The 20,267-nt window shown below is 61.1% G+C and carries 22 protein-coding genes and 1 tRNA gene; 19 read left to right on the forward strand and 4 right to left on the reverse strand.

Annotated elements, in window-relative coordinates; all coding sequences use genetic code 11:
- Positions 1–193: 193 nt before the first annotated feature.
- The 4 genes from KGA85_RS03370 (at position 194) to KGA85_RS03385 (ending at position 6,104) form a co-directional block, all read left to right on the forward strand.
- Entirely contained in the window at positions 194–1,726 is a 1,533-nt protein-coding gene (locus tag KGA85_RS03370; protein WP_223536366.1) for an MFS transporter, read from the forward strand.
- Positions 1,727–1,752: 26 nt separating this feature from the next.
- Entirely contained in the window at positions 1,753–2,823 is a 1,071-nt protein-coding gene (locus KGA85_RS03375) for an HlyD family secretion protein (RefSeq protein WP_223542913.1), read from the forward strand.
- Entirely contained in the window at positions 2,820–4,403 is a 1,584-nt protein-coding gene (locus KGA85_RS03380) for an efflux transporter outer membrane subunit (protein ID WP_223542914.1), read from the forward strand. The genes KGA85_RS03375 and KGA85_RS03380 overlap by 4 nt, the downstream gene beginning before the upstream one ends.
- Before the next feature lie 117 nt (positions 4,404–4,520).
- Positions 4,521–6,104: a glycosyltransferase family 39 protein gene (locus KGA85_RS03385; protein ID WP_223461334.1), complete on the forward strand. Its 1,584-nt coding sequence runs from the start codon at positions 4,521–4,523 to the stop codon at positions 6,102–6,104.
- Positions 6,105–6,122: 18 nt separating this feature from the next.
- Here the strand turns inward: KGA85_RS03385 and KGA85_RS03390 are convergent, their stop codons facing one another.
- Both KGA85_RS03390 and KGA85_RS03395 read right to left on the reverse strand, forming a co-directional pair.
- Positions 6,123–6,881, reverse strand: coding sequence for a slipin family protein (locus KGA85_RS03390; protein WP_008049942.1), 759 nt, complete (start codon positions 6,879–6,881; stop codon positions 6,123–6,125).
- A 2-nt stretch (positions 6,882–6,883) separates the two neighbouring features.
- Positions 6,884–7,417 carry an NfeD family protein gene (locus KGA85_RS03395; protein ID WP_223461332.1) on the reverse strand — a complete coding sequence of 178 codons (534 nt, stop codon included), beginning with the start codon at positions 7,415–7,417 and terminating at the stop codon, positions 6,884–6,886.
- Positions 7,418–7,616: 199 nt separating this feature from the next.
- On the opposite strand from KGA85_RS03395, the gene KGA85_RS03400 reads away from it, so the two are divergent.
- From KGA85_RS03400 to KGA85_RS03450, 11 genes are all read left to right on the forward strand, one after another.
- The gene (locus tag KGA85_RS03400; protein WP_046040686.1) at positions 7,617–8,078 is read left to right on the forward strand and encodes an aminoacyl-tRNA deacylase; all 462 of its coding nucleotides are present in this window, start codon (positions 7,617–7,619) and stop codon (positions 8,076–8,078) included.
- 142 nt (positions 8,079–8,220) lie between these two features.
- Complete coding sequence (locus KGA85_RS03405; protein ID WP_223461330.1) at positions 8,221–8,466, forward strand: DUF2789 domain-containing protein; 246 nt, start codon at positions 8,221–8,223, stop codon at positions 8,464–8,466.
- A gap of 82 nt (positions 8,467–8,548) precedes the next feature.
- Positions 8,549–8,794, forward strand: coding sequence for a type II toxin-antitoxin system prevent-host-death family antitoxin (locus tag KGA85_RS03410; RefSeq protein WP_046040690.1), 246 nt, complete (start codon positions 8,549–8,551; stop codon positions 8,792–8,794).
- Complete coding sequence (locus KGA85_RS03415) at positions 8,784–9,065, forward strand: type II toxin-antitoxin system RelE family toxin (RefSeq protein ID WP_223461328.1); 282 nt, start codon at positions 8,784–8,786, stop codon at positions 9,063–9,065. The genes KGA85_RS03410 and KGA85_RS03415 overlap by 11 nt, the downstream gene beginning before the upstream one ends.
- 132 nt (positions 9,066–9,197) lie before the next feature.
- On the forward strand, positions 9,198–9,626 hold the full coding sequence (locus tag KGA85_RS03420; protein ID WP_046040691.1) for a MarR family winged helix-turn-helix transcriptional regulator: 429 nt from the start codon (positions 9,198–9,200) through the stop codon (positions 9,624–9,626).
- Entirely contained in the window at positions 9,623–11,695 is a 2,073-nt protein-coding gene (locus KGA85_RS03425; protein WP_223461326.1) for an FUSC family protein, read from the forward strand. The genes KGA85_RS03420 and KGA85_RS03425 overlap by 4 nt, the downstream gene beginning before the upstream one ends.
- Positions 11,692–11,901: a DUF1656 domain-containing protein gene (locus KGA85_RS03430; RefSeq protein WP_007987399.1), complete on the forward strand. Its 210-nt coding sequence runs from the start codon at positions 11,692–11,694 to the stop codon at positions 11,899–11,901. Before KGA85_RS03425 ends, KGA85_RS03430 begins: the two co-directional genes overlap by 4 nt.
- Positions 11,898–12,785, forward strand: a complete 888-nt coding sequence (locus tag KGA85_RS03435; protein ID WP_223461324.1) for an HlyD family secretion protein — start codon at positions 11,898–11,900, stop codon at positions 12,783–12,785. Before KGA85_RS03430 ends, KGA85_RS03435 begins: the two co-directional genes overlap by 4 nt.
- Complete coding sequence (locus KGA85_RS03440; RefSeq protein WP_223542915.1) at positions 12,782–14,230, forward strand: efflux transporter outer membrane subunit; 1,449 nt, start codon at positions 12,782–12,784, stop codon at positions 14,228–14,230. Before KGA85_RS03435 ends, KGA85_RS03440 begins: the two co-directional genes overlap by 4 nt.
- 92 nt (positions 14,231–14,322) lie before the next feature.
- Positions 14,323–14,958 (forward strand): hypothetical protein, encoded by a 636-nt coding sequence (locus KGA85_RS03445; protein ID WP_008049928.1) that lies wholly within the window; start codon positions 14,323–14,325, stop codon positions 14,956–14,958.
- A gap of 283 nt (positions 14,959–15,241) precedes the next feature.
- Positions 15,242–16,747 carry a YdgA family protein gene (locus KGA85_RS03450; protein WP_223457250.1) on the forward strand — a complete coding sequence of 502 codons (1,506 nt, stop codon included), beginning with the start codon at positions 15,242–15,244 and terminating at the stop codon, positions 16,745–16,747.
- A gap of 72 nt (positions 16,748–16,819) precedes the next feature.
- Here KGA85_RS03450 and KGA85_RS03455 read toward each other — a convergent pair whose 3' ends face one another.
- Complete coding sequence (locus KGA85_RS03455) at positions 16,820–18,349, reverse strand: FAD-dependent oxidoreductase (protein WP_223457252.1); 1,530 nt, start codon at positions 18,347–18,349, stop codon at positions 16,820–16,822.
- Between the two features lie 140 nt (positions 18,350–18,489).
- Between KGA85_RS03455 and KGA85_RS03460 the strand changes: the two genes are divergently transcribed.
- The 4 genes from KGA85_RS03460 to KGA85_RS03475 all read left to right on the forward strand — a co-directional run bounded on the left by KGA85_RS03460 (position 18,490) and on the right by KGA85_RS03475 (position 20,098).
- Complete coding sequence (locus KGA85_RS03460) at positions 18,490–19,050, forward strand: YbhB/YbcL family Raf kinase inhibitor-like protein (protein WP_223533355.1); 561 nt, start codon at positions 18,490–18,492, stop codon at positions 19,048–19,050.
- Between the two features lie 56 nt (positions 19,051–19,106).
- On the forward strand, positions 19,107–19,376 hold the full coding sequence (locus tag KGA85_RS03465; RefSeq protein WP_223457256.1) for a hypothetical protein: 270 nt from the start codon (positions 19,107–19,109) through the stop codon (positions 19,374–19,376).
- A gap of 117 nt (positions 19,377–19,493) precedes the next feature.
- Positions 19,494–19,793, forward strand: a complete 300-nt coding sequence (locus KGA85_RS03470; protein ID WP_223457258.1) for a type II toxin-antitoxin system prevent-host-death family antitoxin — start codon at positions 19,494–19,496, stop codon at positions 19,791–19,793.
- On the forward strand, positions 19,790–20,098 hold the full coding sequence (locus tag KGA85_RS03475) for a type II toxin-antitoxin system RelE/ParE family toxin (protein ID WP_223457260.1): 309 nt from the start codon (positions 19,790–19,792) through the stop codon (positions 20,096–20,098). Before KGA85_RS03470 ends, KGA85_RS03475 begins: the two co-directional genes overlap by 4 nt.
- A 71-nt stretch (positions 20,099–20,169) precedes the next feature.
- Here the strand turns inward: KGA85_RS03475 and KGA85_RS03480 are convergent.
- Positions 20,170–20,246, reverse strand: a tRNA-Arg gene (locus KGA85_RS03480).
- Positions 20,247–20,267: the final 21 nt, after the last annotated feature.

Raw genomic sequence — 20,267 nt, forward strand, 5'->3', positions numbered from 1 at the left:
TGCGATTTGTCATTCAACATTGATACCGACTGACCCAGCGCCTTCGTCGGAACGCCGCCCGGAGCAAGCCCGCTCCCACAAGGGTTTTGCATTGTTGCGTATAACGCACTTATAACCTGCCAATAAGTTGATTTTCGTCAGGCATCACGCTTCCTAGAATGCTTCGGTCTTTCCACGCCGGAGCTTACAGTACATGACTTCCCTTACGGTCACGGCACCTGTTGCTGCGGCCAGCCCGGCAGCCGCTCCACCCGTCTTCGGTCCGCGGATCATCATCGGCCTGATTGGCGTATTGCTGGCGGTGCTGGTGTCTGGCCTGAACGAGATGGTGACCAAAGTCGCCCTGGCCGATATCCGTGGTGCGTTGGCCATCGGCTACGACGAAGGCACCTGGCTGGTCGCCTGTTACACCGCGACGTCGGTGGCGGCCATGGCGTTCGCGCCGTGGTGTGCGGTGACGTTCTCGTTGCGGCGTTTCACCCTGTGCGCCATCAGCCTGTTCACCCTGTTGGGTGTGTTGTGCCCCTTCGCCCCTAATTACGAAAGCTTGTTGCTGCTGAGGACGTTGCAAGGTCTGGCGGGCGGTGCATTGCCACCCATGCTGATGACCGTGGCCCTGCGGTTTTTGCCCGCCAATGTGAAGTTGTATGGCCTGGCCGGTTATGCCCTGACGGCGACGTTCGGCCCGGGCCTGGGCACGCCATTGGCCGGGTTGTGGACCGAGTATGTCGGCTGGCAATGGACCTTCTGGCAAATCATTGCGCCGTGCCTGATTGCCATGGTCGCGGTGGCGTATGGCTTACCCCAGGACCCGCTGCGCCTGGAACGTTTCAAATCCTTCAACTGGCGCGGTGTGCTGCTGGGCTTTCCCGCCATCTGCATGCTGGTGATCGGCATCCTGCAGGGCAATCGTCTGGACTGGTTCGAGTCGAACCTGATCTGCGGATTGCTCGGCGGCGGGCTGTTGCTACTGGTGCTGTTTTTGAGCGGCGAGTGGTCGCAGCCGATTCCGTTTTTCAAGATGCAGATGCTCGGCATCCGTAACCTGTCTTTCGCCCTGCTGACCCTGGCGGGCGTGCTGGTGGTATTGCAGGCGGTGATCATTATTCCGTCCAGCTACCTGGCGCAGGTCCAGGGTTATCGCCCGGTGCAGACCGCGCCGATCATGCTGCTGGCGGCGCTGCCGCAATTGATTGCGCTGCCGTTGGTGGCGGCGCTGTGCAACTTTCGCTGGGTGGATTGCCGCTGGGTGTTGGGCATCGGCCTGAGCATGCTGGCGCTGTCGTGCGTCGGCGGCTCGCAACTGACGTCCGCGTGGATTCGCGATGATTTCTATGTGCTGCAATGGCTGCAGATTTTCGGTCAGCCCATGGCGGTGTTGCCGTTGCTGATGCTGTCCACCGGCAGCATCAACCCGATGCAAGGGCCGTTTGCATCGGCCTGGTTCAACACCGTCAAAGGCCTGTCGGCGGTCATCGCCACCGGGGTGATCGAGGCGTTGACCACGGCACGTCTGCATTTTCACTCGACCATGCTGGTCGATCGCCTCGGCAACTCGCCGCTGGCCGAGCGCGACAGCGCAAGCCTCGCTCATCGTCTGCATGAGCAAGCGGTGGTGCTCACTTCCTCTGATCTTTACCTGTGCATGGCCGGTATCGCCGTGACCTTGATCCTGCTGATTTTCTGGCTGCCGACGCGGATCTATCCGCCGCGCGCTCCGACCTGAATGCTCCACTGATACAGAAGGTTTTTATGAACACTCAAGCAAAGCAGAAAGTCGCGGTTGCCGTGGCCGCGGCATTGGCCGTCGGCGTGTTGCTGTACCTGGCGATGCCCGGCCTGTTCGGCAAGCGTACCCAGCAGAACACCAACGATGCTTATGTCTCGGCGGATTTCACCCTGGTCGTGCCGCGCGTTGCCGGGTTTATCAAGCAAGTGCTGGTTGAGGACAACCAGCAGGTCAAGGCCGGGCAGTTGTTGGCGCTGATCGATGACCGGGATTTGCGCGCCGCCGCCCAGGCCGCTGACGCCGAAACGCTGGTGGCCAGGGCGCAACTGCAAAACGCCCGGGCGACCCTGGAGCGTCAGGCGTCGGTGATTGCCCAGGCGCAATCCTCGGTGGTTTCGACCAAGGCAGAAATGGCCTTTGCCGAGCATGAATTGAACCGCTACAACCACCTCGCCGGGGTGGGTGCCGGCACGGTGCAAAATGCGCAACAGGCGCAAACGCGCATCGACCAGGCATCCGCACGGCTGACCAACGCCACGGCAGTGCTGGCGGCGGAACGCAAGCAGGTGGAGATCCTCACCGCCCAGCGCGATGCAGCCGAAGGTGGCCTGAAACGAGCGCAGGCGAAGCTGGAAATGGCCAGCTACGAGTTGTCCTATACGAGGATTGTCGCGCCACAGGACGGCATGGTCGGCGAACGCGCGGTGCGGGTCGGCGCCTACGTCACGCCGGGCAGCAAAATCCTCGCGGTGGTGCCGCTGGCTCAGGCTTATGTGATGGCCAATTTCCAGGAAACCCAACTGACGGATGTGCAGCCGGGGCAGGCTGTGCAAGTGCGCGTCGACAGCCTGGGCGGCGCGGCATTGAACGGTCGTGTCGAAAGCATTGCCCCGGCCACCGGGGTGACGTTCGCTGCGGTCAAACCGGACAACGCCACCGGCAACTTCACCAAGGTGGTGCAGCGGATACCGGTGAAGATTGTGCTGGAGCCGGGACAGTCGCTGGCCGAGCGTTTGCGGGTGGGGATGTCGGTGGAGGCGAGTATCGATACCGGCAGCAATGCGTTGTCTGCGCGTGAGGTGACTCAGCGATGAGCGTGGGTAAGTCCCCATCCATGTGGCGAGGGAGCTTGCTCCCGCTGGGCCGCGAAGCGGACCCGAAATCGACGAGCGCTACGCACTCGAACGGGACGGTGCGGCGATCCGACAAGCTCCCTCGCCACAGGTACTGCATTCAGGCACTCGCTATCGGGCTGGGTTTGCTGTCATTGAGCGGCTGCACCGTCGGCCCGGACTTCCAGAAGCCTGAGGAACAGCCAATCGCCGAATGGTCGAAACCATCAAAGGCAGCCGCCAGCCAGGCCGTCACCGAAACGATGGCCGAGCGCTGGTGGGAAATGTTCCACGACCCGAAACTCTCGGCCCTGAGCCAGCGTGCCCTGACCGACAACCTCGATCTGAAGCTGGCCGGCAGCCGCTTGCAGCAAAGTCGTGCAGTGCGTCAGGTCATCACCGCCGAGCGCTACCCCAACACGGCCGCCAGCGGCCGTTACGGACGCAACCGCAACAGCGGTGAAGGCTTGAACGACCCGTCAGGACACAACGGCCAATCCGCCTTCAACCTGTGGGATGCCGGCTTTTCCGCTTCCTGGGAGCTGGATTTCTGGGGGCGCGTGCGGCGGGAAACCGAAGCCGCCGACGCCAACCTGGAAGTTGCCGAGAACGACCGACGCGGTGTGCTGCTGTCGGTGCTGGCCGAAACCGCCCAGGACTACATTCAGTTGCGCGGTGTGCAGAACACCCGGCTCGTCACCGAGCAGAATCTCGACGTCGCCCGCCATAGCCTGAAACTTTCGCAACTGCGCCTGGCCGACGGCGTCGCGACGGACCTGGATGTCGCCGAAGCCGCCGCACAGGTGGCGGCCATCGAATCGCGCCTGCCCGCATTGGAGCAGCGCCAGTGGCAACTGATTAACGCCTTGAGTCTGTTGATGGGCGAACTGCCGCAGGCATTGGCGGCGGAGTTATCCACAGACGCACCGGTGCCACAAACGCCGCGTCAGGTCGCGATTGGCTTGCCCTCGCAATTGGCTGAACGTCGGCCGGACATTCGCCAGGCCGAAGCACGGCTGCATGCCGCCACTGCCAGCATTGGCGTGGCCAAGGGCGATTTCTATCCGCGAATCACCCTGTCGGGGAACATCGGTTCCCAGGCCATGCAACTGAGCGATTTCGGCTCCTGGGGTTCGCGTTCGTTCGGGATCGGCCCGCAATTCAGCTTGCCGTTGTTCGACGGCGGCCGCTTGCGTGGCGTGCTCGAGTTGCGTGAAGCACAACAACAGGAAGCCGCTATCGCCTATCAGCAAACCGTGCTGCGCGCCTGGCATGAAATCGATGACCAGTTGAGCTCCTACAACGCCAGCCAGTTGCGCCGCGACAGCCTGGCCGAGGCCGTGCGCCAGAACCGCATTGCTCTGGAAACCGCGCAACAACAGTACGTCGAGGGTGTGGTGGATTTCGTCACCGTACTCACCGTGCAAGGGGCGTTGCTGGCGACGCAGGAGCAGTGGGTCGAGAGTTCGACCGGCGTGTCGCTGGCGGCCGTCGGGTTGTACAAGGCGTTGGGTGGGGGTTGGGAGTCGGTGTATCCGTTGGCTGAGACGGCGCAGCGCTGACGGTGCCGCCGCCGGCTATCGCTTCATTATCGGGTCAGCATCGACGTTGCTCGGCTTGAAGGGCTAAAGTGATGCGCAAACAATCTGGATCTTCACTCAACGTCGCAAGGGGAGGCAATGGAGGCGCGCAGAGAAACGCCGATGGGCGACACTCAGGGACCGCACGCCAATCCTGGTTTCGCCAGGGGCGCGCAACCGTTGATCCGCTGGGCGCGAGAGCATTGGCTGGTGCCGATTCTGGTATTGGCCGCGCTGGTGCGCTTTTACGATCTGACCGCTGCCGCGATTTGGGGCGACGAGGGTTCCAGCCTGCTGCTGGCCCGTTATTCATTACCTGACATCTGGTTGCACGCCGCCTACGACGTGCACCCGCCGCTGTACTTCATGTTACTGCACGGCTGGATCGCGATGTTTGGCGACGGCATATTGTCGATCCGCTGCCTCAGTGCCCTGCCGGGGATTGCCTCGGTCGGACTCGGTGTGTGGCTGGTCGATCGGCTCGCCACCCGCCGTGCCGCGATCTTCGCCGGCTTCTTGCTGGCCCTGCTGCCCACGGCGGTGCGCTACAGCCAGGAAGTGCGAATGTATTCGCTGCTGGGGCTGTGGTTGCTGGGGGCAACCATTGCGCTGGTGTACTGGATCCGCAAGCCGCAGCGCCGGCGCTATCTGGTGATCTATGTCGTGCTGATGAGCGCTGCGTTTTACACCCATTACTTCACGGCCCTGTGTGTGCTCTGCCATTGGTTGTACCTGGGGATCATCCGCGTGCAGCCGGGGCATCGTCTGCGGCACATCCAGCGGGGTGACTGGTGGCTGGCCAATGTGGCTATCGTGGCGCTGTATCTGCCGTGGCTGCCGGGGTTCGTCGACCTGCTACGGCACCTGAACCAACTGAAGGCCAATGGCGATGTTGGCTGGGAACTGCCCGTCAGCCTGGATTCCTTACCGTCGATGGTCTGGTCGTTGCTGACCCAGGACGACGGAGAAACCCTGCCTCCCCTGGTGTTTATTGCCTTGCCGGTGACCTTGCCGGTGTTGGCGTGGGTGGCGCTGGCACGTGATCGCAGTGTGTTCCGTGGCAGCGCGTTGCTCGCGGTCTACACCTTTGTCCCGATGCTGTTGGTGTTTGCGGTGTCGTTTTTTTCGCCGATATTCATCGAGCGCTACCTCACCGCGTATGCCCTTGGCCTGCCGCTATTGGCGGCATTGGCAATCGACCGCTTGTACTCCGGTTCCCGGGTGCTGGCCCTGACGGTGCTGGTCCTGTTTGTCGGTGTTGAACTGGTGGGCCTGAAAAACAACGCGACGGTGGACGTCCATGATCAGGTCAACGTCCTGGTGGAAGATGTCAACGTGCATTTTCAGCCGGGGGACCGGATCGTTACCAGTGACATGCTCTGGTACTTGAGTTACGTCTACTACAACCGCACCAGTACCCAGCCCCTGCTCTACACCCCGCCACGGGCCGATGGCACTTCGAGCCGGCCGAACGACTATGGTTTCGGTACCTTGACGATGCCAGACGTGTATCTGGACCACTTGAGCGACCTGCCCAAGGGCACGGGACGAACCTGGCTGATCAGTACCGCCGACGTACCTGACGAGTTCGCACCGTTGCCGGTGCAATGGCATATCGCTCGTCAGATGAAGGCTGGTGGTGTTGCCGCGAGGTTGTACCTGTCCGGCAATACCGGACAATGAGTGGCGTCATCGTAACCTTCAGGGTTTCGACGACAAGTCCGCCATGCCCTTGAGCAACTCGATCGGCAGTGGAAAGACGATGGTCGAGCTCTTGTCGCCGGCAATCGAACTCAGGGTCTGCATGTAGCGCAGCTGCATGGCCCCCGGTTGGCGACCCAGCATTTCGGCGGCCTGCATGAGCTTTTCCGAGGCCTGCAATTCGCCTTCGGCGTGGATCACCTTGGCTCGCCGTTCCCGTTCGGCTTCGGCCTGCTTGGCGATGGCGCGGATCATCGATTCGTTGAGGTCCACGTGTTTGATCTCGACGTTGGCAACCTTGATGCCCCAGGCGTCGGTCTGGGCGTCGAGCACTTGCTGGATGTCCAGATTCAAGCGTTCGCGTTCGGCCAGCAGTTCGTCCAGTTCGTGTTTGCCCAGCACCGCCCGCAGCGTGGTTTGCGCCAATTGACTGGTGGCGGCCAGGAAATCCTCGACCTGGATGATTGCCTTCTGCGGATCGAGTACACGGAAATACAGCACCGCGTTGACCTTGACCGACACGTTGTCGCGGGTGATCACGTCTTGCGGCGGCACGTCCAGCACCACGGTGCGCAAATCGACCCTGACCATTTGCTGGACCACCGGAATCAGCAGGATCAGGCCAGGGCCCTTGACCTGCCAGAAGCGCCCGAGCTGGAACACCACCCCGCGCTCGTATTCGCGCAGGATGCGGAACGTCGACCCCGCCAGTGCGATGATCAACAATAGCAGCGCGACAAGACCCAATTGCAAACCCATGACTATTCTCCGCCCGGCGCCGCGTCAGCCGCGGCCACTTGCAGCAGCAAGCCCTTGCGCCCCACCACCCGCACCTGTTGCCCGGGTTGCAGCGGCGTCGCGCTGAGCACTTGCCATCGTTCTCCTTGCAGATGAACCCAGCCGCCATAGGCGTTGCCGAGCTGCACTGACGTGACCGGCGTTTCGCTGCCGACCAGCCCGGCATCACCGCTGACGGTGTGGCGCGGTCGGGTCTTCAGGGCGTGAAACACCAGGTAGATCAGCAACAGTGCGCTGACCAGTCCCAGGCCGATCATCAACGGCACGGGCACTTCGGTATTGGACAGGATCACCGCACCGATCACGAACATCACGATGCCGCCCAGGCCGATTACGCCGTAATTGGGCAGGGCCGCCTCAGCGATCAGGAACGCGAGGCCGAAGGTGATCAGCCAGATCCCGATGGGGTTGGGCACCAGCAACACAACCGTGTCGGCGGCGCAGGCCGGTCCGCTCAACGCCAACAGCAACGCAACTGCACAGCAACGCGTGTTCACTTGACCCTCCGGGAGAGTCGTGGAGTGGCTCTGAATACAGTTTAGTTGAGCCTTGGCCGGTATGAATTTTGCTCAACTGCCGTCGACATCCGATGGGCAGATTTCCCGCCGGATCGCGCTGACGGGCCTAGACTTTTACTACGCAAGCAAAACTTTAACCATCGTCCGCCAGCGATCATGGCGGACACCGAGGTGCATCATGCGAATGGCAAGAACCGTGCAGCGAAGCCTGGAAAAGGCTCAATGCGAATATGACATCGTCAGCCACCCACACTCGGCCAGCAGCCTCGAAACGGCACGGGTCGCAGGTATTCCTGCCGAACGGGTGGCCAAATCGGTGATCCTCGACGATCACCATGGGCATTACCTGATGGCCGTGCTGCCCGCCAGCCGTCACCTGGACCTGAGCAAAGTCCGCAGCAGCGGTGAGTGGCAGGTTTCCCGCGAAAGCAACCTGGCGCACCTTTTCGATGATTGCGAACGCGGTGCCGTACCGGCGCTGGGTGAGTCCTATGGGTTGGAGGTGGTGATCGATCCGATGCTGACCCGGCAGAAAGACATCTATCTGGAGGCCGGCAACCACGTCAATCTGGTGCGCATGGACATGCCCGAGTTTCTGAAAATGGTGCCGCATGCCGAGGTGCGGGAGTTGAGTCATTAGGTCTGCAGTGTCTTCGCTGCCGTCATCGTCGGAACGCCGCCCGGAGCAGGCTCGCACACAGGGAGAACGAATTTTCCTGTGGGAGCGAGCCTGCTCGCGATGACCGTGCAGCGGTCCCTAAATTGGTTCATCGGAGTTCGTCATGGAAAACCCAACCCACAACCTTCCATCCCTGTTCAAGCAACTTGGCCTGCCGGACGATGCCGAAAGCATTGATAAATTCATCGCCACCCATTCACCGCTCAAACCGGAGCTGCACCTTGCGGATGCATTTTTCTGGAGCCCGAGTCAGGCGGATCTTCTGCGAGAGGAGATACTCGATGACGCGGATTGGGCCGAAGTAGTTGATCAGCTGGATGTGCTGTTGAGGAAGGGGCGAGGGGTGTAGAAAACTGATAGGCGGTGCTCAACCTAGGTTGCTCTGACTACAATAATTGACCAGAATTAAGACCTTATTTGAGGTCTTAATTATGCAAAGTGTTTTGGCTGATATGGCTGTCAGCGTGTCTGAACTAAAGAAAAACCCCTCTGCCGTTTTGAATGGCGCCCATGGAGGGCCCGTCGCAGTGCTCAATCACAATCGCGTCATGGGTTACATGGTCCCTGCCGATGTGTTCGAAGCCATGATGGAACGCCTGGATGATTTGGAGTTGGCGGAAATCGTGCGTTCTCGTCGTCATGAAACGCCGATCCCGGTAACGCTGGATGACTTATAAGCTCGAATTTCTGCCTTCTGCACGTAAAGAATGGGACAAGCTGGGACACACGTTGCGTGAGCAATTCAAAAAGAAGTTGGCAGAGCGGCTCGAAATGCCTCGAATCCCTTCCGACTCACTCCATGGCATGCCCGACTGCTACAAAATCAAGTTGAAGTCATCGGGATATCGACTCGTCTACGAGGTGATAGATGAGCGCGTCGTCGTTTCTGTCGTTGCAGTAGGAAAGCGCGAACGCAGTGAAGTGTATGAGCGTGCCAAGAAACGTTGATGGCTCTCGGCAGGTCACTGTTACGTATTTGTTTCAAAACTTGACGGAAAATTCCCTCCAATGCAATATTGATAGTTAGCAAGCTAACAGTGTGTGTTTTCCCTCGTGCCGAATAACCTCGACGTTCTCCAGATGAACATCAGCAGTGCCATGGTGGTGGCCGCCAGGCATTGGCGCAAAATCTGCCAGACTACGCTGGCCAACTATGGAATCTCCGAAGCCTGCGCCGTTCCGCTGTTGATGATCGGGCGTCTGGGCGAGGGTGTGCGCCAGGTGACGGTGGCCCAGGCAGCAGGGATGGAGAGCCCGTCGCTGGTGCGACTGCTCGATCAGTTGTGCCATGGCGGCTACGTCTGCCGCACCGAAGATGCACAGGACCGCCGCGCCAAATGCCTGAGCCTGACCGAAACCGGTCGGGAGCTGGTGCAGGCGGTCGAAGTGGAGCTGGTGCGCTTGCGCCACGAAGTCCTTGAAGGCATTGACCAGAGTGATCTGGAGGCTACGCTGCGGGTACTGAGAGCTTTTGAAGCGGCCACGCCGCCATCGGTGGCCAACTCTTGAACGGATTCTTCTCTGGCATGCCCCCGGCGCGGGACTGGTTCTACGGAGTCCGAACCTTCGCCGCATCGATGATCGCGCTGTACATCGCCCTGCTCATGCAAATGCCGCGTCCGTACTGGGCGATGGCCACGGTGTACATCGTTTCCAGTCCGTTTCTCGGCCCTACCAGTTCCAAGGCGTTGTACCGGGCGATCGGCACCTTTATCGGCGCTGCGGCAGCGGTTTTGTTCGTGCCAATGTTCGTGCAGAGCCCTTACGTGCTGGTGGTGGTGATTGCGCTGTGGACCGGGACGCTGTTGTTTCTGTCCCTGCATTTGCGCACGGCCAACAACTACGCCTTGATGCTCGCCGGTTACACCTTGCCGTTGATCGCCCTGCCGGTGGTGAACAACCCGCTGGGGGTGTGGGACGTCGCCGAAGCGCGGACCGAAGAAATCTTTCTCGGCATCGCCGTGGCGGCGGTGGTCGGTGCCATGTTCTGGCCCCGGCGCCTGGCGCCGGTGTTCAATGATTCGGTGAGCAAGTGGTTTGCCGATGCATCGACCTACAGCCTGCGCTTCCTCAGCCGCAACGTGCAGCCTGAAGAAGTCAGCGCGTTGCGGGCATCGATGGTCGCCACGTTCAACTCCCTGGAGTTGATGATCGGTCAGTTGCCCCACGAAGGCTCGCGTCCGCAGACAGTGCGCAATACCAAGGAATTGCGCGGACGGATGATTCACCTGTTGCCAGTGATCGATGCCCTCGACGACGCGCTTTACGCCCTGGAACGGCGCACCCCCGAGCTTGTGGACAAGTTCGCACCCTTGCTGGCCGCCACCACCGAATGGCTCGAGCACAAGGATGCCGATCTCGACCGCTGGCAAGCCCTGAAGGATCAACTTGAGGCCCTGCAACCTGCTCCCGAAGCGCTGGATGACCGCAAGCAACTGCTGTTCTCCAACGCCATTTACCGTCTCGGCGAGTGGATCGATTTATGGCAGGACTGCCGCAGCCTGCAATACGCCATCCAGTGCGAAAGCCAGGATAGCTGGCGCGCGGTGTATCGGCACTGGCGGTTGGGACGGCTGTCCCCGTTCCTGGATCGTGGCCTGATGTTTTATTCCGCCGCGTCGACCGTTACGGCAATCATTGTCGCCTCGGTATTGTGGATTCTGCTCGGCTGGACCGATGGCGGCAGCGCAGTGATCCTGGCGGCGGTGGCGTGCAGTTTCTTTGCCTCGATGGACGACCCGGCGCCGCAGATTTACCGGTTCTTTTTCTGGACGGCGATGTCGGTGGTGTTCGCCAGCCTTTATCTGTTTCTGGTGCTGCCCAACCTGCATGACTTTCCGATGCTGGTGCTGGCGTTTGCCGTGCCGTTCATTTGCGTCGGCACCCTGACCGTCAAGCCGCAGTTTTACCTGGGCATGCTGCTGACCCTGGTCAACACCTCGTCCTTCATCAGTATTCAGGGCGCTTACGACGCGGATTTCCTCAGTTTTGCCAACTCCAACCTGGCCGGCCCCATGGGGTTGCTGTTCGCGTTCATCTGGACCCTGATCGCCCGGCCGTTCGGTGCCGAACTGGCAGCCAAGCGCCTGACCCGTTTCAGCTGGCGTGACATCGTCAGCCTCTCCGAGCCGGCCACGTTGTCTGAGCATCGGCTTCTGGGCATACGGATGCTCGATCGGCTGATGCAGCATCTGCCGCGCCTGGCCATGACCGGCCAGGACTCCGGCGTGGCGCTGCGGGAAGTGCGGGTGGCGCTGAATCTGTTGGACCTGCTCGCTTATACCCCGCGGGTCCTCGGTGTGCCGCAGGTACTGCTGCGTCAGGTAGTGGCCGAGGTTGGCGAGTACTTCAAGGCCTGCCTCAAGGCCGGTGAACGCTTGCAGGCACCGAGCCCGTTGCTGATGACCCTCGACCGCACGCGTCGCGCCCTCAGCGGTGCCAGCGATGATGAAACCCGTCGGCATCTGCTGCACGCCCTGAGCGGCCTGCGTCTGGCACTGTTGCCCGGCGTCGAATTCGTCGGTTCCGCCGAGCCCGAAGAACCGCTTCCCCATGGCATTGATGGAGCACCTCTATGATCGGTGACCTGGATCTGAGCGGGGTGTTCCTGCCCACGCTGCTGGTGCTGATGGGCATTACGTATGTGTTGTACCTGTTGGTGCACGGGGTGCTGACGCGCCTGCACTTTTACCGTCTGGTCTGGCACCGGGCATTGTTCAACGTGGCCCTCTACGCCTTGCTGCTTGGCGCCGTGGACTCACTCAGTCGATACCTGATGACATGAAAAAACCGTTTCTAACCCTGGGTCGCGTGGTGTTGACCCTGTTGATCGTGAGCTTCGCCGTTGTCGTGGTCTGGCGCATGGTGATGTATTACATGTTCGCGCCCTGGACCCGCGACGGGCACATCCGTGCCGACATCGTGCAAATTGCGCCGGATGTCTCCGGGCTGATCCAGCAAGTGGAGGTGCGCGACAACCAGTTGGTCAAGCGCGGCCAGGTGCTGTTCAGCATCGATCCGGACCGCTTCAAGCTGGCCCTGCGCCAGGCGAAAGCGGCAGTCGCCGACCGCGAAGAAACCCTGGCCCAAGCCCAGCGCGAGGCCAAGCGGAACAAGGGCCTGGGCAACCTGGTGCCGGGTGAACAACTGGAAGAAAGCCAGTCGAAAGTGGCCCGCGCCCAAGTGGCCTTGATGGAAGCCCAGGTGGCGGTGGACAGTGCGCAGCTCAACCTCGACCGCTCGGTGATCCGCAGCCCGGTGGACGGCTACGTCAACGACCGCGCGCCACGGGCCCAGGAGTTCGTCAGCGCCGGGCGTCCGGTGTTGTCGGTGGTCGACAGCAACTCGTTCCATATCGATGGTTATTTCGAAGAAACCAAACTGAACGGCATCCATATCGGGCAAAGCGTCGACATCCGGGTGATCGGCGACAATGCGCGCCTGCGCGGGCATGTGGAGAGCATCGTCGCCGGTATCGAAGACCGCGACCGCACCAGTGGCAACAACCTGCTGCCCAACGTCAACCCGGCGTTCAGCTGGGTGCGGCTGGCCCAGCGGATTCCAGTGCGCATCGCCTTCGATGACGTGCCGGAAGATTTCCGCATGATCGCCGGGCGCACCGCCACGGTATCGATCATCGACGATCAAAAGCGGGAGCTGGCGCAATGAGCAAGGCCTCGGGTTTGGCGGTCGCCGGGTTAGGCTTGCTGCTGTCGGCGTGTCAGATGGTCGGGCCGGATTATCATTTGCCTGAAGCGGCGGCTGTCCATCGTCCAGACTTCCAGGGCGATCTGGCGGTCGACGGTAAAACGGTGGTTTCCGCACCGGTGCCGGCCGATTGGTGGCGCCTGTACAAGGATCCACGACTCGACCAATTGGTGCAGCAGGCCATGGCCTCCAACACCGATTTGCGCGTGGCGGCGGCCAGTCTGTCCCGCTCTCGCGCTCAGGTCGACGAGGCGGAAGCGGCGGGCGGCTGGAGCGGCGGCGTACAGATGGGCGCCCAGCGCTTGCAGGAGTCCGGCCAGGCCTTCCTGCTGCCGGAAAAAGTGCCGGTGGCCAACATCGGCGATATTGGCATTAGCGCGTCGTACCAGTTCGACCTGTTCGGCACCTTGCAACGCGGTATCGAAGCGGCCAAGGCCAATGCCGATGTGACGCAGGCCGCCGCCGATACTGCACGCATCACCGTGGTGGCCGATGTGGTTCGCGCCTACACCCAAGTGTGCGCGGCCAATGAAGAACGGGAAATCGCCCAGCATTCCCTCGACCTGCAAGCCCAGAGCACCACGCTGATCCAGCGCCTGCGCGATGCCGGACGTGGCGATGAAACCCAGGTCACCCGCTCGCAAACCCAATTCAAATCCCTGCGCGCCGACATGCCGCGCTATGAAGCCGCACGTCAGGCCGGGCTGTATCGCTTGTCGATGTTGCTGGCCAAGCCGGTGGACCAACTGCCGGCCGGCACCGCCACCTGCGACGAGCTGCCGGAAATCGCGCAATTGATTCCGGTGGGCGATGGCGCCGCGTTGCTCAAGCGTCGTCCCGATGTGCGGCAGGCCGAGCGTCGGCTGGCGGCCTCGACGGCCGGTATTGGCGTCGCCACGGGCGAGCTGTACCCGAACATCAGCATCGGCGCGACCATCGGTACCGTCGGTATCCTGGACGATCTCGGCGACCCGTCTACCAACCGCTGGGGATTCGGTCCGTCGCTGACCTGGAACGTGCCGACCAACGGCGCCCGGGCGCGCATCCGCGAAGCCGAAGCGGTGACCCAGGCGACCCTGGCGCATTTCGACGGGGTGGTGCTCAACGCCATTCGCGAGACCCAGACCGGCCTCGCCCAGTACACGGCATTGCTGCAGCGCCGCGATGCACTGGCCGATGCCGAGCAATCGGCAAAACTGGCGGCCGACCAGACCCACCGCTTCTTCCAGGCCGGCCGCGACTCGTTCCTGGCCGACCTGCAAGCCACCCGCACCTACATCGACGTGACGGCGCAACTGGCCGCTGCGAACACCCAGGTTGCCGCAAGCCAGATCGATTTGTTCCTCGCCTTGGGCGGCGGTTGGGAAAGCGGACGAACGCAAGCGTCGAACTCCGGCAAACCCTGAGGCCGTTGCTATGCTTTGTAGTGTTGGAGGGTCGCCCCGTGCAAAGCGCCCTTTCTTCGCACAAGGCTCGCGCAGGTCAGGGGGAACCAATAATGAAAAACCCTTACGCTCTCGGCTTCTGGTGCGCCATCGTGGCGTTGGTGCTGCTGTCGGCCACCTATTTCTACGGCATCATGCTGGCCCACCAGATCGACAAGGCTCTGGCGTTCCTCGACAGTGCCGCCGCGCTGATTGCCGTGATGTCCATTGCAGTGGTGGCCTGGGCCTCGGTCCAGAATCAACGCATCAAAAAAAGACAACTCGAACAAGGCAAGACCCTGGTCCTGATCTGGGACACCAAGGTGGCGCTGCGTCGTGTCGAAACGGTGTTCGACCGCTATTTCTGGGGCAGTTACTGGCAACCGGGGCGCACCTTTCAGGAAGTCATGGGCGAATTGACCGGCACGCCGCTGGAAAAAAGCCTCGAGAGCCTGAAAAAACAATGCCTGGCGCTGGACCGGCAAGTGGCAGACGACGGTCGGCACTGGCTCAGCAATGCCCGGGAACTGGCCGATGTCGCCACGGCCATGGCCCGCGAACGCTATCAACTGGACGTCTGCGATCCGCGCGCGGAAGTGACTGGCGGGGCGGTGATCAACCGCGACTTCGAAGTGCTGGTGTACACCTGGACTGCGCGGCTCAAAAGCTTTGATCATCAACTGGATGAGATCGAGGTTCAGTATTCCTGATTCTGTGTTGGCAGGACAGACGCCTTCGCGAGCAAGTCCGCTCCCACAGGAGTAAGTATTCCAATGTGGGAGCGGGCTTGCCCGCGAAGGCGATTGTATAGGCGCAAAGAATCCCCAGCCCCAGTGAGCCCCCCCCAAAGACACTCTTTCACCCTTAATCATTGAGCCGTTCGTCGCGCCCGGTGCTAATCTGCATTTCACTTTCAGCGCAGTCGAGCCGCAACCCGTCATGGGTTCAGGGAAGACGACCTCACTTTTAACAACGGACATGAACGGGGCATACATGAATAAATCAGCAGGCGTGCTACTGGGGATTGTTGTTGCAATCGGTGTCATCAGCGCAGGCGGAGCCTGGTTCACCGGCAGCAAAATCGAAGGTGTGTTGAACACCTCGATTGCCAATGCCAACAAGGAATTGCAGGCGGCGATGGTCGGCTCCAACGGCACCGCGTCGCTGGAACTGGTGTCGCTGGAACGTCATGTATTCAGCAGCACCGCACACTATCGCCTCAAGGGCGAAGGTGAAATGTTCGGCGAAACGCCGGTCGAATTGCTGTTTGTCGATCACATCGAACACGGCCCGTTGCCGTTCTCGCGGCTGATGTCGCTCAAGTGGCTGCCGGTCTTGGCGACCAGTCACTACGAACTGGAAAAGACCCCGTCCACCGAGAAGTGGTTCGCCGCCGCCAAGGACAAGTCCCCGCTGACCGGCGTGGTCAATATCGGCTATGACAACGCTACCAATGCCACCTTCGAGTTGCAGCCGCTGGAAATGGCCCTGGATGACAAGTCGAGCATGAAGTTCTCCGGCTTGAGCATCGACGTCGACGCCAGTGCCCAGGCGCAGAAGGTCAAGGCCAACGGCTACATGGACAGCCTGAAGGTGACCACCGTTTCCGAGGACCAGGCACCGGTGCAGGTTGAATTGAGCGGCCTGACCCTGGCCAGCAACCTGACAAAAAGTACCTACGGTTTCTACACCGGCGAAAACGTTCTTGAGCTGGCCAGTGGCAAATCGACCTTCGGCGTCAAGCAGTCGGTGCTGGACTTCAAGAAATTCGAGATGAAAAACCTGACCGAAGAAAAGGGCAGCAACGCCTCCGGACGTGCCGATTACAAGGTCGGCGAAGTGTCCCTGAACGGCAAGGCCATTGGTTCCGGTGCGCTGGCCATGAGCCTGAAGAACCTCGACATTCCAGCCACCCTGTCGTTGATGCAGGTTTACCAGAGCAAACTGCAGCCATATGAAAGGGCGGCAGCGGAAGCGACGGCGGCCGGGCTGCCGGCGCCGGAGCTGAAACTGACCGAAGCCGAAGAAGCACTGCTCAAGTCCAGCCTGGAAAAACTGCTGGCGGCTGGTCCGCAGGTGGCCCTGGAAAACCTGTCGTTCAACACCGCTAACGGTGAGAGCCGCGCCAATATGGTGCTCGACCTGACCAAGCCACAAGCCATCGATCTGCCGACCGATCAGTTGGTCAGGCAGCTGATCGCGCTGCTCGACTTCAAGCTGCAAGTGTCCAAAGCCATGCTGGTCGATGTGCTTACCGTGCAATCGCAAATCGCCGGTCAGACCGATGCCAAGCTGATTGCCGACCAGGCCACCGCCACCGCAGACATGTTCAGCAGCATGGCAGTCGGCAGCCAACTGGCAAAACTGGACGGCAATAACATCGTCACCAACTTGCATTACGCCAACAATCAGGTGGACTTCAACGGCCAGAAAATGACCGTCGAAGAGTTTGCCGGTTTTGTGATGAGCAAGTTCGCAGATGCTGGTGCCACCGAATAACGGCGGCTGTTAACTCTGCAACGCCCGGCCTCTGCATCGCGCAGGCGCCGGGCGTTTTGCTGTCCGGCATCCCTAGGGAACGTCACGGATCAGGCGCCATGCCTCTTCCCAGGGCAACGATTGTTTCATCCGCTCGGCGAGCATCGCCATGGCCCGGTCCATCTCGCAGGCTACCGCTGCTGACACCACGCCGCTTTTTCCGAACAGGCCGATGAAGGGCGGATCGTAAGGGTCGCCCTTGAACTCGACTTCGTCCCAGGCCTCGGCGTGCCCGAGGTATTCGTAGGTTTTACCGAAATGCCAGGTCCAGAAAAACGGCACATCGAGATAATGCTCGTCACCGCCCAGCATATTGGCCGCAGCGATCCGCGCCTGCTGTTGGGCCAGTCGCCAGTGTTCGATGCGCAGGTGTTGGTTGTTCAGCGGGAACGTGGCGATATCGCCAGCCGCCCAAAGGCCGTCGGCCACGCGCATTGCGCCGTCGACACGCAGCGAGTGATCCCGCTCTTTCGGCAGCCCGGTGAAGGCAGCAGTGGCTGGCGTGACGCCGATGCCGACCAGCACCAGATCGGCCGGCAAGCGTTGGCCGTTGTCCAGGCGCACGGCTTCGACCTTGTCCGTCCCTTCGATCTGTACCGCATTGCCCTGGGTATGAAAAACGACGCCATTGGCTTCATGTCGTGCGCGAATGGCCTTGCCGACCGTGTCACCGAACTGTTTGGCAAACGGCACGTCGTGGCGGGCCAGCACGGTCACATTCAGGCCAAGCTGGCGCAGGGACGAGGCGGACTCCATGGCAATGAAACTGTCGCCGATGATCACCACCCGCTGGCCGGCGCTGGCGCTGTCCAGAATCTGTTGCGCATGGGCTTTGGAGCGTAAGACGAACACTTGCGGCAGGTCGGCGCCGGGCAGCGTCAGCGGGTTGGGCACGCCGCCGGTGGCCAGCAGCGCGGCGTCGTATGTCAGTGATTGGCCGTCAGTCAGTTGCAACGTCCGGTTTGGCGCATCCAGGCTTGCCACTTCGCCTCGCAGGCGCTCGATCCGCTGCTCGCGGTAAAAATCCTCGTCGCGCAGGGGCGGGACTTCGTCCAGCGGCATCTCCCCGGCGATCACGTATTTGCTCAGCGCGGTGCGGTCGTATCCGGCATCGGCTTCGCGGTCGATCAACAGTAACCGGCCGCCGAAACCTTTCTCGCGCAACGCCGCTGCCGCCGCCGTGCCTGCTGCGCCAGCGCCGACAATGATGAAAATTCGTGGATCGTCGGCCGGTGGCGGGTGGGCACCCGGCATCGGCTGGTCGCCGACCCAGATGTCGCCGTCGCGGACTTCGAGGGGATAGCGCTTGAGGCTGTCCAGGGCTGGCGGTTCACACAGCCCGCCATCCTCGATCCGAAACTGCGCCTTGTGCCACGGACAGGTCAGGCGCCCATGGCATATCGCCCCGTCCGCCAGCGGGGCTCCGGCATGCGGGCATTCGGCCTGATAAGCGCGCAGTTGTTCACCGGTCCGCAACAGCAGAATCTTGCTGTCCTGGACCTGCACTTCCAGACCCCGGTCTTCGGGCACATTGGCGACACGCGCAACACGATGCAGAGTCATGATTGCTCTCCAGACAGACGTTTCACTTATGAGTCTGGTGCTTATCGCGAGGTTCAGCCAATTCCCCCCTGCCACGGCGTGAACGGTCCGGCTATAGTTTGCACGCCGACGACGGCCCAACACGCACAAGGTGCTCCGGTATGCCCCGATTGACCTCAATGAACCCTTGGCTCGCGGCCTTGGCAGTCGCCCTTTGCGTGCAGTTTCCGGCGCAGGCCCAGGAGCGCTTCACCCTGAACATTCCGGGTGTCTCCGATGACCGTCTGTTCACGTCCGCCGCCGCCGGCGATTCCGCGGGCTGTGGCGGACATAACATTTCCCCGGCATTGAACTGGAACGCCGGCCCGGCAGCCACCCAAAGCTACGCCATCGTCATGCACGACCCTGACGGCCAGAAAGGCCAGGGCGTCGATAACTGGGTGCATTACGGCATCAAGGCCGGCACCCACCAGATTCCTGCCGGCGCCGGGAGCAAACCCGGCCTCGAGGGCGTCGGCGGTACCAACAGCAAGGCAACCACCGGCTACATCGGCCCTTGCCCGCCCGTTGGCGACAGCGCGCACCACTACATCATCCAGATCTACGCCCTGGACCTGCCCCCGGAAGCCTTGCCCGCCGGCCTGACCCGTGCGCAGCTGCTGGAAAAAATCAAAGGCCACGTCCTGAGAAACAGCAGTGTGGTACGGCGCTATCACCGCTAAAGGCTGATCACCCCAGCGGATTTGCAGGAAACTGACGTGCGCGGCATTCCGGGGATTTGGCATCCACCCCCGAAAGCGCGCACTATCAGGCTATAGCCGATGCGTTGGAGGATGCCGTGGCAAAAAAAATCGACCGCATCGCCCAAATGCTCAACTGCCCACAAAAGGGCGAGGAACTGCGGCGAGCAATTACCGAGAGTCGCAAGGATTTTCTGCTGAATCAGCCGGAAGAAGACATTGTTGAAGACGACGACCTTGAAGAGGAGTTTTTCGAGGACGACGAGGACGATGATGAGTACGACGAGTTCGACTGGACGACAGAATGAAAAAACCGCTTCGGCGGTTTTTTTGTGGGCCGGGACAGCACCGGTCGGAGACTCGTTGACCCTCATGCAGGGAATGGAACACTATAAGGTACTTTTTTTCGTACCTTTGGAGCCGTCATGGAGCAGCTACTTGCAAGCCGTTCGGTCAGTATCACGGAGCTCAAGCGCAGCCCGAGCACTGTAATCGAGCAAGCGGGTTCCGAGCCTGTTGCCGTGCTCAACCACAATCGCCCTGCCGCCTATCTTTTACCGCACGCGGCCTATCAACAGCTGCTGGATCGGCTGCAGGCTGCCGAACTTCGTGAAGCCATTGCGGCCAGCCGCAACGATCCGCGTCCGGCCATTGCTGCCGATACCGTGTTTGCCGAGCTTGATGCGCTGATTGATGAGGTAGCAGCCGAGCAAAGCCGTCCATGAGGCAATTGCTTTTCTCTGCATTGGCACGGGACGATCTGCTGCAAGTCGCTCGTTTTATCGCCCGAGACAACCCTGAACGAGCCCGGACGTTTGTGCGTGAGCTACGCACGCAGTGCACACGATTGATCGATCAACCGAATTTGGGTGTTCCAAGAGACGATTGCGCCAAGGGATTGCGAATGCTTGCCCATGGCCGATATCTGGTTTTCTACTGTCTGGTGGGCGACGAGATCAAGGTCGAACGTGTACTGCATAGTGCGAGAGACATCGCCCGGCTGTTTGAAAAAAACAGCATTGACCATTAGGCGCCAAGCCTTCAAACACCCACAAAAAAGCCCCAGACCCATAAGGCCTGAGGCTTTCTCGCTACAAAGTATGGTGCACCAGGCGGGATTCGAACCCACGACCCCTGCCTTCGGAGGGCAGTACTCTATCCAGCTGAGCTACTGGTGCAGCGGGCGCCATAATACGCAT

Origin of the sequence: Pseudomonas sp. GL-B-12, assembly GCF_019955895.1 — a bacterium.
Taxonomy (GTDB): Bacteria; Pseudomonadota; Gammaproteobacteria; order Pseudomonadales; family Pseudomonadaceae; genus Aquipseudomonas.

What these genes read in the sequence shown, in the direction of transcription:
- KGA85_RS03460 (WP_223533355.1), top strand. Translation starts at nt 18,490, where the DNA reads ATGCCCCGATTGACCTCAATGAACCCTTGGCTCGCGGCCTTGGCAGTC.
- KGA85_RS03445 (WP_008049928.1), top strand. Translation starts at nt 14,323, where the DNA reads ATGAAAAACCCTTACGCTCTCGGCTTCTGGTGCGCCATCGTGGCGTTG.
- KGA85_RS03410 (WP_046040690.1), top strand. Translation starts at nt 8,549, where the DNA reads ATGCAAAGTGTTTTGGCTGATATGGCTGTCAGCGTGTCTGAACTAAAG.
- KGA85_RS03455 (WP_223457252.1), bottom strand. Translation starts at nt 18,349, where the DNA reads ATGACTCTGCATCGTGTTGCGCGTGTCGCCAATGTGCCCGAAGACCGG.
- KGA85_RS03450 (WP_223457250.1), top strand. Translation starts at nt 15,242, where the DNA reads ATGAATAAATCAGCAGGCGTGCTACTGGGGATTGTTGTTGCAATCGGT.
- KGA85_RS03380 (WP_223542914.1), top strand. Translation starts at nt 2,820, where the DNA reads ATGAGCGTGGGTAAGTCCCCATCCATGTGGCGAGGGAGCTTGCTCCCG.
- KGA85_RS03435 (WP_223461324.1), top strand. Translation starts at nt 11,898, where the DNA reads ATGAAAAAACCGTTTCTAACCCTGGGTCGCGTGGTGTTGACCCTGTTG.
- KGA85_RS03430 (WP_007987399.1), top strand. Translation starts at nt 11,692, where the DNA reads ATGATCGGTGACCTGGATCTGAGCGGGGTGTTCCTGCCCACGCTGCTG.
- KGA85_RS03415 (WP_223461328.1), top strand. Translation starts at nt 8,784, where the DNA reads ATGACTTATAAGCTCGAATTTCTGCCTTCTGCACGTAAAGAATGGGAC.
- KGA85_RS03405 (WP_223461330.1), top strand. Translation starts at nt 8,221, where the DNA reads ATGGAAAACCCAACCCACAACCTTCCATCCCTGTTCAAGCAACTTGGC.
- KGA85_RS03420 (WP_046040691.1), top strand. Translation starts at nt 9,198, where the DNA reads ATGAACATCAGCAGTGCCATGGTGGTGGCCGCCAGGCATTGGCGCAAA.
- KGA85_RS03375 (WP_223542913.1), top strand. Translation starts at nt 1,753, where the DNA reads ATGAACACTCAAGCAAAGCAGAAAGTCGCGGTTGCCGTGGCCGCGGCA.
- KGA85_RS03385 (WP_223461334.1), top strand. Translation starts at nt 4,521, where the DNA reads ATGGAGGCGCGCAGAGAAACGCCGATGGGCGACACTCAGGGACCGCAC.
- KGA85_RS03470 (WP_223457258.1), top strand. Translation starts at nt 19,494, where the DNA reads ATGGAGCAGCTACTTGCAAGCCGTTCGGTCAGTATCACGGAGCTCAAG.
- KGA85_RS03475 (WP_223457260.1), top strand. Translation starts at nt 19,790, where the DNA reads ATGAGGCAATTGCTTTTCTCTGCATTGGCACGGGACGATCTGCTGCAA.
- KGA85_RS03400 (WP_046040686.1), top strand. Translation starts at nt 7,617, where the DNA reads ATGCGAATGGCAAGAACCGTGCAGCGAAGCCTGGAAAAGGCTCAATGC.
- KGA85_RS03390 (WP_008049942.1), bottom strand. Translation starts at nt 6,881, where the DNA reads ATGGGTTTGCAATTGGGTCTTGTCGCGCTGCTATTGTTGATCATCGCA.
- KGA85_RS03370 (WP_223536366.1), top strand. Translation starts at nt 194, where the DNA reads ATGACTTCCCTTACGGTCACGGCACCTGTTGCTGCGGCCAGCCCGGCA.
- KGA85_RS03440 (WP_223542915.1), top strand. Translation starts at nt 12,782, where the DNA reads ATGAGCAAGGCCTCGGGTTTGGCGGTCGCCGGGTTAGGCTTGCTGCTG.